Source organism: Acinetobacter pullicarnis (assembly GCF_006352475.1).
Classification (GTDB): Bacteria; Pseudomonadota; Gammaproteobacteria; order Pseudomonadales; family Moraxellaceae; genus Acinetobacter; species Acinetobacter pullicarnis.
This window is the reverse complement of the sequence record NZ_VCMZ01000001.1, coordinates 581,962-596,898: the sequence shown is the minus strand read 5'-3', so window position 1 is coordinate 596,898 and position 14,937 is coordinate 581,962. Positions and strand designations below refer to the sequence as shown.

Annotated in this window: 11 protein-coding genes and 1 pseudogene; 2 read left to right on the top strand and 10 right to left on the bottom strand. The window is 40.1% G+C overall.

The window, feature by feature from the left end:
* Positions 1 to 6 precede the first annotated feature (6 nt).
* Complete coding sequence (locus FD716_RS02570; protein ID WP_139850807.1) at positions 7 to 1,293, top strand: SGNH/GDSL hydrolase family protein; 1,287 nt, start codon at positions 7 to 9, stop codon at positions 1,291 to 1,293.
* Positions 1,294 to 1,410: 117 nt separating this feature from the next.
* Here the strand turns inward: FD716_RS02570 and FD716_RS02565 are convergent, their stop codons facing one another.
* From FD716_RS02565 to FD716_RS02550, 4 genes and pseudogenes are all read right to left on the bottom strand, one after another.
* Positions 1,411 to 2,784 carry a GntP family permease gene (locus FD716_RS02565; protein ID WP_139850806.1) on the bottom strand — a complete coding sequence of 458 codons (1,374 nt, stop codon included), beginning with the start codon at positions 2,782 to 2,784 and terminating at the stop codon, positions 1,411 to 1,413.
* Between the two features lie 118 nt (positions 2,785 to 2,902).
* Positions 2,903 to 3,079, bottom strand: a complete 177-nt coding sequence (locus FD716_RS02560; protein ID WP_267285301.1) for a DUF1302 family protein — start codon at positions 3,077 to 3,079, stop codon at positions 2,903 to 2,905.
* A gap of 70 nt (positions 3,080 to 3,149) precedes the next feature.
* Positions 3,150 to 4,241 (bottom strand): annotated as a pseudogene (locus FD716_RS02555) (IS4-like element ISAba1 family transposase).
* 46 nt (positions 4,242 to 4,287) lie between these two features.
* Positions 4,288 to 5,898 carry a DUF1302 domain-containing protein gene (locus tag FD716_RS02550; RefSeq protein WP_171476982.1) on the bottom strand — a complete coding sequence of 537 codons (1,611 nt, stop codon included), beginning with the start codon at positions 5,896 to 5,898 and terminating at the stop codon, positions 4,288 to 4,290.
* A gap of 108 nt (positions 5,899 to 6,006) precedes the next feature.
* On the opposite strand from FD716_RS02550, the gene FD716_RS02545 reads away from it, so the two are divergent.
* A complete protein-coding gene (locus FD716_RS02545; protein ID WP_171476981.1) occupies positions 6,007 to 6,966 on the top strand; it encodes a LysR family transcriptional regulator in 960 nt (319 codons plus the stop codon).
* Positions 6,967 to 7,064: 98 nt separating this feature from the next.
* Here the strand turns inward: FD716_RS02545 and FD716_RS02540 are convergent, their stop codons facing one another.
* From FD716_RS02540 to FD716_RS02515, 6 genes are all read right to left on the bottom strand, one after another.
* Positions 7,065 to 8,999: an amidohydrolase gene (locus FD716_RS02540; protein WP_139850802.1), complete on the bottom strand. Its 1,935-nt coding sequence runs from the start codon at positions 8,997 to 8,999 to the stop codon at positions 7,065 to 7,067.
* A gap of 43 nt (positions 9,000 to 9,042) precedes the next feature.
* Complete coding sequence (locus FD716_RS02535; RefSeq protein ID WP_139850801.1) at positions 9,043 to 10,938, bottom strand: acyl-CoA synthetase; 1,896 nt, start codon at positions 10,936 to 10,938, stop codon at positions 9,043 to 9,045.
* 375 nt (positions 10,939 to 11,313) lie between these two features.
* Entirely contained in the window at positions 11,314 to 12,096 is a 783-nt protein-coding gene (locus FD716_RS02530; RefSeq protein ID WP_139850800.1) for a tetratricopeptide repeat protein, read from the bottom strand.
* 23 nt (positions 12,097 to 12,119) lie between these two features.
* Positions 12,120 to 13,013 (bottom strand): tetratricopeptide repeat protein, encoded by an 894-nt coding sequence (locus tag FD716_RS02525; RefSeq protein WP_139850799.1) that lies wholly within the window; start codon positions 13,011 to 13,013, stop codon positions 12,120 to 12,122.
* A gap of 93 nt (positions 13,014 to 13,106) precedes the next feature.
* On the bottom strand, positions 13,107 to 13,529 hold the full coding sequence (locus FD716_RS02520) for a hypothetical protein (RefSeq protein ID WP_228714898.1): 423 nt from the start codon (positions 13,527 to 13,529) through the stop codon (positions 13,107 to 13,109).
* Between the two features lie 2 nt (positions 13,530 to 13,531).
* Entirely contained in the window at positions 13,532 to 14,935 is a 1,404-nt protein-coding gene (locus tag FD716_RS02515) for a hypothetical protein (protein WP_139850798.1), read from the bottom strand.
* Positions 14,936 to 14,937: the final 2 nt, after the last annotated feature.

Genomic DNA, 14,937 nt, shown 5'->3' with positions numbered 1-14,937 from the left:
TAAATTATGAAGAACTTAAAAAGTTTGATCTCCCTGTCAGTTTTGGCAGTTACGTTCAATACCAGCATCAATGCTAGTCATTTAAGCAATTTTAATGAACCGAATAGTCAAAAGCTCATCACAGCGATTCAAGACAAAAAGCTGCATGTGGTACAACTGGGCGATTCGCATACTGCCGCAGATGAAATGACTGACAATATGCGTCAGCAACTACAAGCTACGCTTGGCAATGGCGGTATGGGTTGGGGCATGCCGATGTATTTTACTGGCAACCGCCTCGTTCGCTACGGCTATGACAAAAATGGTTGGCAACCAATCAGCAGTCGCACGCAACAAAATGAAAACTATAGCTTAGGTGGACTAATCGCCATACCGCAATACAGTGGCGCCAGCCTCACCATCAAAGCCAAACGTAGCGAAGCACTGCAAAAATTTAAAGTCAGCATTCGTCAGTCAGCCAATGATGAGGCTTTAATTGGAAATGATGCACAAGGTCGCCCAATCCGTATTGAAGCACCAATTAAAAATGGCACCTGGCAGATCGCTGAATTTGAAGCACAAATGCCCTTCTCCATTCGTGCCCAACAGGTACAGAAAACTGCACTTGGCGGTTGGTGGGGACAAAATGCCCAAGGCAATGGTGCAATTGTTTCTGCTATCGGGATCAATGGTGCGCAACTCTCCTATTGGGAGCGTTGGAATAGCAAAGGCTGGCAAGATGAACTCAAGGCTGTTGCACCTGATTTATTAATTTTGGCCTACGGCACCAATGAAGCCTATGGCGACAATCTCGATGTGGGCCGCGCTCGACAAATTCTCGTTGAACAAATTCAAGGGATTCGTGCAGCCAGCCCCAGCACGGCGATTATGATTATGTCGGCGCCTGAGAGTTTAAAAGGCATTGGCGGATCGTGTGGTACACGTCCAGTCAAACTCACCGCTGTTCAACAAATGCAACGTGAAGTGGCACAGCAACAACGCACCCTATTTTGGGATTGGCAACAAGCCATGGGCGGTGCCTGTTCAATGCGTTCGTGGATTAACCAAGGGCTCGCACGTCGTGATGGTGTGCATTTTTCGGCAACTGGTTATCAACGCTTAGGCCAGCAAGTGGCACAAGATATTCTGTCTTTTAATCCCAAAGCCAACAGTAATCAAGACCGACAGCCAGTCAATAGTAGCAACTCAGCTATTCATTCAAACAGCAATCATTATCCAAGCAGCAATAACTATGGCTATGCCAAAATTTGTTTAGAAGGTGCTGCAGAATGTAAAAGTATCGGGAAGCAATAAAAATCTAAAAGTTAAATTGTAAATGTCTGCAAAGTAGCAAAAGCCAACGTCAAAACGCGTTGGCTTTTGTTGCTTCACTTAGAATTAAGCAAGACTTAGTAATTTTCATTGGCGGATTTAAATCCAACTCAACGCTGCCACACTGACCAGTACAGCAATGATTGGAATGACCACTGTGACCACAAAAACATCTTTATAAGCTTGTTTATGCGTAAGTCCCATGACCATAAGCATGGCAATGATGGCACCACAATGCGGCAATGAATCGAGTCCACCTGCTGCAATATTCGCAAGTCGATGCAGGATTTCTGGCTCCACCCCTCTTTCGAGATAAACGGGCGCAAAAGTCTGCATAAAAATTTGTAATCCGCCCGATGATGACCCCACGATACCAGAGACAACGCTGACAGAAACGACAACAGATAATAGTGGTGGTAAGTCTAAACCTAATATCCAGGTAGAGAATTGAGCAAACCCAGCCGTCTGAATGACGACGCCACCAAAACCAATCACAGCAGCGGTACTCAGCAAAGGCATAATCGAATCATCCGCCCCTTGCCCGATAATACTCACAAATTTTCTTCTTAAGATCGGGAACAATAAAATACTGATGACTGTACCCACGACCAAAGCAAAACTCGGCCAAATAATCGGTTGTTGCAAGCTATACCCGACTATTTTACCGAGTACCCCATCATCTACACCGACACCCATCATCATGAATAAACGTGGCATGAGTATCATCCCAAATACAGCAAGTATTGGAATACAAGCAACCCTGAAACTTGGGACATTGGTCAAGTTATCTGCGATCTTCTCCATACTCAGGTCTTGGGCATTTGCTTCAAACCCTTCGCCCTTTAATTTGGCCAACGTCCATTCGCGTTGTAAGTACGCCATTCCAAGCACCACCATAATGACACTTGCCAAAATCCCAATCCATGCGCCAGCAAATAGATCCGTGCCCAAAGCCGTAGACGCAATCACGTTATGTATTGAAGGACTGCCCGGTAAGGCAGTCATGGTGAAGGTTCCCGCACCTAAAGCAACGGCTGAACCAAAAAGTCTTTTGGGCAGATTGGCTTCTCGCATTAAAGTGACACCCAGCGGATACATGGTAAAGATCACCACAAACGTCACCACACCACCGTAAGTCAGGAGTGCGCAAACGATCATCGTAATCCAAATCACCCGTTGACTGCCCAAGCGTTGGGTAATGACTTGAGCAATGCTATTGGCTGCCATACTGACCCCCATCACCTTGCCAAAAATAGCGCCACATAAGAATAATAAGAAAAACTTACCAGCAAAGGTAAACGCACCAAGTGGCCCAAACGGGAAATACTCAAGCAATGTTTTAGATACGACTAAGTCATTACTGAACGCAATGATCAATGAACAGAACAAGGCTGCAACGACAACATTAAATCCTCGCATCGCCATCCAAATTAAGACAGCAATCGCAACAAACAACCCAATATTCCCTATCATAAAAACCTTCTTTTCAATTTATGAATCTCTCAATTTAGAGGCATACCGCTGCAATGTGGATTGATGCACTTCGTGATAAATACGTATTGCAACGAATTAGTTTCAATATTTCTAAGCTTTAAAAATTCCAACCCAGGCTGAGGCTGGCAAAGTCGCGATCGACCAAGGTATTGAAATCACCGCCAAAAAAGTCGGTATAAGCAACATTTAAAGTATAGGAATTTCGATAAGTGACATCGGCACTTAGGCTGACCGCTTTACTTCCTTGATTAAAGTTAGGTCCATAACCGGCCACATCATGCGACCAATACGCGGCATATTTAATATCGGTATTTTTTAAAATATTTCTCTGTACACGACAAATTTCACAGAACCCTTATCCTATCAGGGTTCTGCCTTCTTAAAATTGCCAAAATTTCCTTAAACTCTTCTTTTTTCCCCAAAACCAATTAAACGCTGAATCGCCATTTGAACATAGTCTAAACCATAGCGAAATAAACTCATTGAGAGTCGTCCATGCTTCTTTATTTTTATCACTTTTTTTTGATCATGTTGCCATTCACCCGTTAAGTAACACCAACAGAAGCTTATAGCTAACACCGCAATCAATTTTTTCACTCGTCTAGGGTCTGTCAAGCGCGTATTTTCAAGATTAAACCCGCGTCCTTTGAGACAACTGAATAAGGTTTCAATTTCCCAGCGTAATGCATAATCCTGAATAGCATTGGCATTAAACTGAGGAGAAACGACGAGTAAAAGCTCTCCATTTTCTAACTGTAGTGCACTTATATATAGTTTCACCCGACCAACCAAAATCCGTCGTTTACGACATTCAATTTGACCAACTTTAAGATGGCGAAATAAATCACTAATTTTATGATTCTTTCCTAAATGATTGGTGACAATGAAGTTTTTTTAACACGAATGCAGAAGTTGATGTCTTGTTCAATTAACCATGTAAACCACTGCTCACCGATAAACTCTCTGTCTGCGAACACATTCACAATACGGTCTTTACCAAAAATGGCTATAAAGCGTTGAATCAAAGCAATACGCTCTTTCGTATCTGAATTTCCACGTTTATTAAGCAATGTCCAAAGGATAGGTATCGCTATTCCACGATAAACGATTGCGAGCATCAGGATATTAATATTTCGTTTTCCCCATTTCCAATTGGTTCTATCTAAAGTCAGTTGCACTTGGTCGAATGAAAACATATTGAAAATCAACTGAGAAATTTGACGATAATCAAAATACTGACCTGCAAAGAAGCGCTGCATACGTCGATAAAATGATTGTGGTAAGCACTTGATGGGCAAGGCTTTAGATGCAGAAGAAAGATTACATGTTTGCTTTAAAATAATCACAAGCATGATGAGCGCAAAGCACTTTAAATGTGACTTGTTCCATTTTAGATATTTGTTTAAGATAAGATATAACTCATTGAGATGTGTCATAGTATTCGTCGTTAGAAAACAATTATTATGACATTATTTCAATGAGTTATCTATTTTTGTCGTGTACAGAGAAAATATTTTTATATTCTACGGATGCACGTGCGCGGTACCCCCACGAATTCTGGGTATAAAAACCGTCATCGTGACAGTACTGGGGATTAATCGGATTGAGTAAGGCCGTACAAGAAATATTCTCGCTTAGAAAATCACCATTAAAAGGATTATTCCCCGTTGGCATACTGCCATTGCCATAGTTGCCATCACGGCCAAAGCGCAAAGCATTTTTATTAATATCTGTAATATGGTTATAACCCGCTTCGGCAACAAGCATGACGTTATCCGCATTCCAGATCGGCCCGAATGGATGAATGACTTTGAGTTGTAACTGGCTCACAGGGCGACGGGCATAACCTTTAATTATCTCGTCTGGATTGGCTTTTGAGTGACCGCTACTAAAGATTGGAGAGTTCACATCCTCGATCATATTGCCAAAATAAGCCGCGGTTGTCAGATCAACCCCGTTAATTTGCAGGGGCATATTGGGTCTATAACTCAACTCACCTGATACGCTAGTTTTCCCCAAGAGCGTTGAAAAACTGGCCCCCCAAAGCTGAATATTTTCAGGATAATCCAAAAAGTATTTTCCATTTGAAATCAGTTTTTGCTGACCGGCAACAGCATTATTTTCAATCGTAGCCAAAGCCCCATTGACTGCAATACCGCTCAAATAGGGTAGTCGGCTATGATAGTTTATAAAATACAATCCCAGTTTATGTTGGTTGGAGTCACCAAAGGTCGGCTTAAAGGCCAGACCGAATTGCCCAGCATTTTTAGCTTCGTTATCGTCGGCTCGCGGCAAATACACTGGAGAATTAAAACCAGGTAAAATTGCCTCAAGTCGATCCCCACAGCCATCCGCCAAGGCATCCACTGCAAAAAATGTCCCGCACTGATCGACAATGGTCTTACGCCATTCCAACTGATAAAACAGTTCCATTGACAGCTTGGGATTGATCGTGATTGCTGAATACAGCATATTTACAGGAATCGTTCTTTCTTTTAAATGCGCACCAGGCCGTCGCAATGCAGGTAGATCAAGCGGGTTAATGATGTTAATCCCATTGCCAATAAATGCGCTTTCGCCCCAATTGATTGTCTGTCGCCCGAGTCGTATGGTTTTGAGATGGGCGGCATCTGGAAAATTCTTGTATATATAGGCATCTGCCAAAGTAATTCCAGTAGGTTTTGCTGCTTTATTAGCATCCCGATCCTTAATACGGTAAAAGTGCTGTTCACCATTTTCTAATTCAAAGTCATACCAATATTTCCCTCGCAGAAACACGCCCGCATTGGCATACTTCAACTCAAGATCACTCACCCCTTTAATCACTTTAGAAAAAGCCTCACCTTTACGAAAGTTTAGCCGCCCATCATCGTGGGTATTATTCGAGGCGATCCCTCCTGAAGTAATCCCAATTTGCCTTTGATCAGGATTTCTCGTCGCCCAATTGGCTCCCATTGACAGTGAACTTTTGAACTGACCATCAACCTCTCCCCATTGAAAGCTGGTTGCATATATGTCTTCACATAAAATGTGCGTCAAACCAATCGTTGCAGAAAACAATATTATATTTTTAAGGCGAATTAATTTTACCACTTGGCACTCCTTGGCAGTCCCCACCCTCATCCTGATAGTGGTTGATCATTTGGAAATGAAAATTTATAACGGTGGATAAATTATCTAGTAATGACATATGATCGTCTAATGCATAACACATGGAGTATTCATGCATTGAACAGAACAATAGATCTAAAAAGGATTCAACATTTCGCATTGCTTGGGGAAAGCTTGCATTTTTCTCGTGCAGCTGAGCGAGCAAATTTATCGCAGACTGCATTTAGTCGAAGTATCAAGGCCTTAGAAGATGATTTTCAACTTCAATTATTTGACCGAGATACCCGTACAGTTGAACTCACCTATGCGGGTAAACAATTATTAACGCTTGCGCGCGATCTTTTGCATACAGCCAACAATCTTAAAATCGAAGCGGCCCATATTGCAAAAACAGAAGGCGGTGAGCTGAGTTTTGGTGCAAGTTTCATGCTGATGAACCAAACAACCTCCTTGGTCTTAGAAGAGTTAAGGCGTATTAATCCTAGGCTAAAACTAAATATTGAATTCAACCATGGTGAAGCACTCAATCTCAATCTACTGGCTGAAAACATTGAATTCTATGTGGCCAATGCAGACAGTTTTATCGGTGATCCACGCTTTACGATCACCCCTTTATTTTCGGTTGCATCTTCTTTTTTTTGTCATAGCCAACACCCCTTAGCACAACAAACCACACCGATTAGTCGCGAACAATTACTCAGTTACCCTTGGAGTTCTGTACACATTCATAATTCAGTGCTGCGCATGTTGACCATGTTGTGTAATGTGTCCTCAAGTAAACAATTACCGATTGTCCTCAACTGTAATAATCTAGATTTGCTCCGGCAAACGTTGATGAATAGTCACACCTTGCTGCTTACATGGCGTAATTGGTTAGAGGAAGATATCAAACGAGGAGATGTCATTGATCTAGTGCCGTTGGTTCAACCACCGCTGCGTGATGAACCCATGATGATGGATTGTTGCGTTGTGCAACTCGCAGGACGTACCCTTTCACCACTGGCAAGACATACCATTCAAAAAATACGCGAATTAAATAACCAGACTTAATTGGATTATTCATATAAATGAAGGCAAAGTAATGTCTCACTTTGCCTTCAACGAAATTACTCTCTCGCCCACTTGCAGTTTGGACTTAAACGACTGGCTTAACTATTTTTATGGCTCAACATATTTTTAGCCTGTTCCTTACGATTCCATTGATCTTGAATAAGTACTGCCATCTTATGAGAAACCTCACAAATATCGCCCTTCGCATGACTATGATCATGTGCAAGAACACTGACTCGCTCTTCATCCTCAATCACAGCATGTGGCAGAGCAGCCGAACTTAACACTGTTTTTGCAGGATTTTCAAAAACTTTGCCTTCATATACCGTCCCCCATATTGGAATATTCTTCAGTTCTATTGGCTTGACGGTATAAGGGTTAGCTTCAAGTACGGTAAAGTTCGCAATTTTCCCTGGTGCAATACTGCCTAATTCCTTTTCTTTGCCCCAAGAATAAGCACTCTCAATCGTAATTGCCCGCATCGCGTCATGCACTGAAATTTGTTGTTCTGGCGCAACGACATTACCTTCAATGGTTTTACGATTGACTGCACTCCATGCCAAGAACAATGGATCGGCGCTTGCAACAGGCATATCCGAATGGAATGAGAGTGGGATGCTATGTTTTAGGACAAAACCGTTCGGTGCTAAAGCATGAGCCCGTTTCGGTCCTAGGCCATACTGAGCAAACTTATTTGCAAAAGCAATTGGATAGTACGGATTGGTACTCACGATCGCACCAACGCGAGCAATACGATCAATTTGTGCTTCATCTGCAACAGGGAAGTGAACCAAAACCGTACGATGGTCCGGTCGCGGATTTTCAGCCATACGTTTTTCAAGCATATTAAGAACAGTCTCTAGCCCTAAATCACCCGTCACATGAATATGTAATTGATAGCCAGCATCCCAATACATTTTACTCCAAGTATCCAATAGCTCAGGGGTCATCATCCATTGCCCGTCATGACCATCTAGATAACCATCTTTCATTTGCATGGCTTGGCTAATAATGGCACCATCTGCAAAAAATTTAATATGCTTGGGTAGCATGGCAACTTTACCCTCAGTCCCCAGTGCGACCAGTTTTTGCGTTTCTGCCATGCCTTGTTCAAGTGTCATCCCCGATACCGCAGAGGTACGTGTTTCTGGAAAAAAATAGCCCGTTAGTGGAACTTCTTTTTTACCTAGGGTGTCTTGCAGAATTTTCCAATAACCTGGCACCAATAAAACACCTGGGTCAGCAAAGGCGGTAACCCCTTTCATTTGTAGGTGATCAGCCATCATCTGCGTTCCAGCAGTTAAACGTTCTGGCGTTGCAAAATACGTTAATAACTTTGGAGCAAGTAGCTCAATTGCACCATTTTCAAACCAATGCCCTTTTTCCCAATCCACCTGAGTACTGGCAAGTCCGTGGCCTTCCATGGCTTTTTTATCTAACTTCAGCGCTTTAATCGCAGCGGTATTTAAATAAAAATCATGACATGAACGGTCCCAAATAATAATCGGTCGGGTACTGCTGATTTTATCTAAATACTCACGATTAATTTGACCATGCCAAAGTGGATGATATCCCCAAGAATATAACCATTCTTCTGAATTACCTTTTTCAGCATTGATCTGCATCAATCGTTGCTTATATTCAGCTGGTGTTTTTGCTGCCTTAAATTGTTGATGAGGAAGATCCCAATCCTCCATCGAAACCACATCTGTGGTTAAGGTCAAGGCCGTCATCATCGGATGTATATGCTGTTCAATAAATCCTGGCATAATGACTTTATTTTTAAAAGTCTCATCAATCTTATAGCTTTGCTGACCTAAAGCCGCTTTTACACTATCTACCGTACCCACAGAGACAATACGATTATTCGAAACCGCAACAGCTTGCGCTTCTGGATTCCGTTCTTCCATCGTATAAATGTTCTTCGCGAGAAAAACGGTGACAGGTTCTTGGGCATTTGCATAAGCCGCACCAATCAATAACAACGCAGTAGTCAAGACGTTAAATGGACGCATCCATGTTTTTTTTATCACTGTTCATTTTCCTTAATTTACTTTAAATCAATAGCACTTCGCGTTAGGCACAAGTCGCTACAGTCGAAAAGGTATATCCCGCTAGAACATCCGCGAGTTTCCCTTCTTTATCGTCACAGTTATAGGTCGCAACAATTCCTTTACTTACCACTTGTTCAACTTCAAGCCTATTTAGTTTCAAACCTAAATCATGGGCTTCTTTCAGCACAATATTTTTAGTTTCTCGCATGACCAGTTCAGGTTTAAAAATTTTCCCTACACTGGTTAATGGCAAGCGCTCAATGAGATGAACAGCCTTAGGCACTGCTGCCCGCTCCGGTATTTTCAATGTGGCATAGGTCAATATTTCATGACTGGTGACAGTACTTCCTACTTGAAGTTGCACATAAACCACAGGTACTTCACCTGCATAAACATCAGGCCGCCCCACTGCTGCACACATCGCAACATCTGGATGTGTCGCAATTATTTCTTCAATATTTTTAGGATCAATATTGTGCCCTCCTCGAATAATCATTTCTTTTTCCCGCCCCGTGAGCCAAAAATAGCCCTCTTCGTCACAACGACCTAAATCTCCTGTGTTGAACCAAGCCTGCTGCACGCCATTTTCATTGGGCCGCTCGACCCACGCATCTTGATTATGATGTTCATTTAAATAGCCCTGAAAAACATTCGGCCCCCGAATACACACTGAGCCAGCTTCGCCGCACTCTGCATCGCGTTGCCACATATTCTGTTCATCTAAAATCATCACCCTCATGGCTTGCCAAGGTAATCGCAAGCCAATTGAACCGACACGTGCAATATTTTTGACTGGATTCATTGACGATGCACAAGTCCCTTCAGTCAGACCATACCCCTCCAATATCCGTAAACCACTTTGCTTTTCAAATTTATGAAGCAACTCCACAGGCATTGGCGCTGCTCCACAAATTGCAGCAGTTAATGAGCTGACATCCACTGTGCATGGCTCATTTAATAAACTTGCAAAAATGGTCGGTACTGCCGAAAAAGAGTTCACTTGATGGGTTGCAACGATTTTCCAGAAATTTTGTAATAAACCAGGTTCACGATATCCAGCTGGAGGCCCTAACAGCACATGCCCCCCTTGGGCAAAAACAGCTAAGCCAGTACCAAACAATGCGTTTACATGAAACAGTGGCAAGGCGGTGAAAACCGTCCGTCCATGACGTAAAACAGGTGCTCCAACAACAGCATCAAGTTGAATACAAAAGGCGACGTTATTGCCTTGGCTATGACATGTGAGTTTAGGGAGTCCTGTCGTACCACCCGTACAAAAATAGGCTGCAAGATCATCGAGCGCAGCAGGTGGACATAGCAGTTTAGTCCCGACTTCCCCCTTTATTTGCGTATTAAAGTCGATAACTTTAATACCGGATACGTCTTGAATAGAGGCTGTCGATTGAGACTTTTCGGACTGATACACTGCAGCATCAACCGTCAATATTGCTTTTAAATTCGTAACATTCGCGATGGTATGCTCTAGTCGCTGCCATATTTCTGCATCTGTTTCAGGGGCTACGGTTACGATCCATTGAGCATTTGTTGTATTTAAAAGTTCCGCCATTTGAGCAGGATCAAGCATCGGGTTAATGGCAAAAGAAACACCGACTGCTTGTATTCCCCAGAGTGCAATATGCGCTTCAGGAAGATTTGGGAGAATAAGCGCAACAACATCCCCTCGCTTCACACCGAGATGATGAAACATATTGGCGGCTTTGGTAATATCCGCCAACAGTTCAGCATATGTCCATGTCGTCGGACTTGCATAATCTTCTGTTTTTAGAAAAAAACTTAAGGCCAATGCATCTGGATATTTCTGAGCACTACGTTCTATTAACGCATACGTATTCTCTAAATTTTGATAAGAAAATGCTGAGCGTTCAATATTCAGAATATCCTGATACTCATAAATCATAGTTAACTCCATTAACATTCTTTTAGTTTTAGCCTAAAGCCAAATCACCTTTCCAATTACAAAGCCAGAAAGTCAACCAAAGTATGTCAATGGATTAAGCACTTAACAAATGCAATAATTGGTTATAATTCATGTATTTCATGCATAGGTTTATTTTGAGCCATCGCGACATTGCATCGTTATACCCAAAGTGCTTATTACATTTTTTTTGAAAAAAATAATTTTTTAAATAGATACAGTGCAACCTATTTGTTCTTTTACTTCTATTTTTTAATATTTAGGATTTCTCACCAAAAAATAATTGGAACAAAATTAAAGGGAAAATAAAAGCAAACACTCCCATAGGCATTTTTTCTAATATTAAACTGAATTTGGTCATGACTTGAATCGTTCCAATGCATTTTTAGCCTGCTCAATGCCATTCTTCGATGCAATTTCATACCAATATTTGGCTTTTTCTTTATTATTAAAAGTATATTCATAGAGATTAGCTAAATTATATTGGGCTTCCGGAAGGTCTTGCTCCGCGGCTTTAGTGTATAACTCCAAAGCTTTTTGCTCATCCTTAGTAACCCCAACACCATCTATATAAGCATTAGCTAAATTAAACTGTGCTTTAGCAAGATTCTGATCAGCTGCTTTGCGATATAAATCAAATGCCTTTTTTTCATCTTTAACAACACCATTGCCCTCTGCATAGGCATTGCCTAAATTAAATTGCGCGAGTGCAAAATTCTGATTTGCAGCTTTGGAAAATAATGCTAGCGCCTGAACACGATCTTTAGCGATAAAAAAACCTTCATTGTACATGACGCCCAAATTGTACTGCGCTTCGGCAAAGTTTTGTGCAGCAGCTTTGGTCAGCCATTTAAAGGCCTGTTCATCATTCTTTTTAGTTCCTAAGCCTTTAAGATACATCGCACCAAGATTATTTTCTGCAATCGCTGAACCCCTATTCGCTGCTTGTTCAAAAAGTTTAAATGCCTTCTGATAATCTTGTGGAATCTCTTCACCTAAATAATAGCGTTCACCTTGTGCATATAAAAGCTCAGCTTCACTTGTTGCAAGCTGCTGTTGATTAACAGGTTTATTACATGCCACAAGGCCAAACGTATTTAAGCTAAGTAAGCTATAGAGGAGTAGGTTTTTTAGTTTCATTTTTTTATTATTTTCTCAAAAAATTACTTATTATTTAGCTCTTCTAATGCCTGTGTTGCATCGGCATAACCATTCTCAGATGCTTTTTCAAACCAATATTTGGCTTTAACTTTATCATTTAAAATATTGACGTAAATATAACCTAGATTATTTTGAGCTTCAGGAAGATCTTGCTCCGCCGCTTTGTAGTACAACGCTAGTGCTTTATTTTGATCCTTTTGAACACCTTCACCATACTGATACATATAGGCTAAATTAAATTGGGCTTGCGCAAAGTTTTGATCAGCAGCTTTTACATATAAATCAAATGCCTTTTTTTTATCTTTAATAATACCAGTACCATTTGCATAGAAATTTGCTAAATTAAATTGGGCTTGAGCAAAATTCTGATCTGCAGCTTTAGTATATAAATCAAATGCCTTTTTTTCATCTTGAGTAACACCATCACCGTTCGCATAAGCAGTTCCTAGATTAAATTGTGCGAGCGCAAAATTCTGATCTGCTGCTTTTGAAAATAACGCGATGGCTTTTGTTTTATCTTTAGCAATAAAAAAACCTTCATTGTACATCACGCCTAAATTGTACTGCGCTTCAGCAAAGTTTTGCGCAGCAGCTTTCGTTAGCCACTTAAATGCCAGCTCATCATTTTTTTCTGTTCCTAACCCTTTAAAATACATCGCACCAAGATTATTCTGTGCAATCGCTGAGCCTTTATTTGCAGCCTGTTCAAAAAGCTTAAATGCCTTCTGATAATCTTGTGGGGCCGATTCACCTAAATAATAGCGTTCACCTTGTGCATATAAAAGCTCGGCTTCACTTGTTGCAAGCTGCTGTTGATTAACAGGTTTATTACATGCCACAAGGCCAAGTGTATTTAAGCTGAGTAAGCTATAGAGGAGGAGTTTTTTTAGTTTCATTTTTTATTATTCCTTTATTAATCCGTACCTATAAATTGATTGACTCCAAAATATCAACACCTTCTTTTACAAAGAAGATTTTATTCAAAAAAATTAAAAATACTTATCTGCAACATATGCATATGACAAGAAGGTAATTCCAAATGTTGTTGATATAAATATTGCATATTGAAGTAAAAAATAACCTTTATAATTACTTAGCAATTCAATGAGTTGTTCTCGATCTAAAGGATAGTAAAAATCTTTCCCATACAGCTTTTTAAAGTTCACCTGATATTTAATATTTAAAGTTTCCCGCCAAAAAGTGGTTGGAAGTAAACTAAGAAAAATAAAATTAAAAGGCTCAAGTGGCCTTCTATACTTTCTCTCATCTTTAAAAATAATTTTAGAGATATCTTTTAAATTAATATTCATGTAAATATAAAAAATGATATATAAAATCACAGAAACAGCAAAAAAGAAAAAACCCAAGACAATAAGTGGAAGCGTTTTAAGTAGAAAAATAATAATATCCATGATCAATTACTCGTATTATTCTCTATAGAATCGTAAATTTTCCCTACACCCCAACCAGCAATTTCACTTACAGCCTTTCCCGCCATCGGTGCTGATATAGCAACAATACCAATAACTACAAGGCCAGCCCCACCTGTGGCCAAACCAATAATTAATGCGCTAGCGTATACACCAGAAACTAATGCTGTTCCAGTCTTAACTGTTTCCACAACAGTTGTTCGCGCTTTATCTTCAGGAGCAGCTTCATATACAGCAACACCTGAGTTAGCAACATCTATGGCTACAGATAAATATCCAACTCCCTTTAAATATTTACTAAATTTTCCAACCTCTCCCATTTTCTTGGCATATTCTTTTATGCCACCTTTATAGTTATTGTCTCTAGAAAGTACGGATTGATTCAGCATTTTACGCATATTACTAGTTTTAATATTCTGATCCCATCTGAAAAATTTTTTTACAGACTCTTGATTAAATTCTTTGTAGATCTTGATATTTTGCTCTCGGAATGCGCCAAATTTTGTAGAAGCATTCGGAGTGCCCTTTATATTTGCTTCAGCATATTTAACTGTTAATTCACCATGAAGTTTATATATGCGATGTACTTGAGCTTCTATCATCAATAAGGCGGCATCAGGAGTCATCTTCTGTTCAAAAAAACCATCATCCTTTTTATCTCTATTGAATTTAACCGTTAAAGGATGATCATTTTCAAAAATATCTTTTTTTACTAGTCTCGTATTTTTATTTTTTAATACATCATAAAAAAACTCATAGTTTTGAGCGAAAAACAAAGCATCAAAATCTTTGTCCTTTTGCATTTCTTCTAAATTTTTAAACGCTGCTTTGGCATGTTTTTTATATTCTGGGAGCGCTTTAGCGGTTGTCGAGTTTGATAAAATTATAATCCAACCTGGTTTCAATACCCCAACAGATACTAGACTCGATAAATGTGGATTATTGGCTCGAAGGGTATCCCAATCTGAAGGAGCTAATGGTTTTTTAAAAACTCTATTTGACCAAGCAAGTACAGTTTCAGGCTTTTTAATCAAATACCAAGCAACCTCCCCATCATTAAGATGAATTTCTCTAATATTTTCTTTTACTTTTTTGGTTAATTCACTTGTTGTTTTAAAATCAAAAAAACTCCAGTTATTCATGTTAGGGTAGGCTTTTGCAGATATCCGTTGAATCACATCGCCTCGATAAAGTACCTCATAGATTAAAGAACGGTTTGGTTGAAAAATATGAATCCATTTGGTAAAACCATTTTTATCAAACGCCCCCTCATAGCTAAAAACGGTTTTCTTGGTTGCACTATTTGTCAGCGTAACTTTGAAAGTTAAATCTTTTATTTTTAGAGGAGCATGGACTTTAAGTTGTAATCGAGAATATTGAGTCGCCACTT

What these genes read in the sequence shown, in the direction of transcription:
- FD716_RS02570 (WP_139850807.1), top strand. Translation starts at nt 7, where the DNA reads ATGAAGAACTTAAAAAGTTTGATCTCCCTGTCAGTTTTGGCAGTTACG.
- FD716_RS02565 (WP_139850806.1), bottom strand. Translation starts at nt 2,784, where the DNA reads ATGATAGGGAATATTGGGTTGTTTGTTGCGATTGCTGTCTTAATTTGG.
- FD716_RS02545 (WP_171476981.1), top strand. Translation starts at nt 6,007, where the DNA reads ATGCATAACACATGGAGTATTCATGCATTGAACAGAACAATAGATCTA.
- FD716_RS02535 (WP_139850801.1), bottom strand. Translation starts at nt 10,938, where the DNA reads ATGATTTATGAGTATCAGGATATTCTGAATATTGAACGCTCAGCATTT.
- FD716_RS02530 (WP_139850800.1), bottom strand. Translation starts at nt 12,096, where the DNA reads ATGAAACTAAAAAACCTACTCCTCTATAGCTTACTTAGCTTAAATACG.
- FD716_RS02525 (WP_139850799.1), bottom strand. Translation starts at nt 13,013, where the DNA reads ATGAAACTAAAAAAACTCCTCCTCTATAGCTTACTCAGCTTAAATACA.
- FD716_RS02520 (WP_228714898.1), bottom strand. Translation starts at nt 13,529, where the DNA reads ATGGATATTATTATTTTTCTACTTAAAACGCTTCCACTTATTGTCTTG.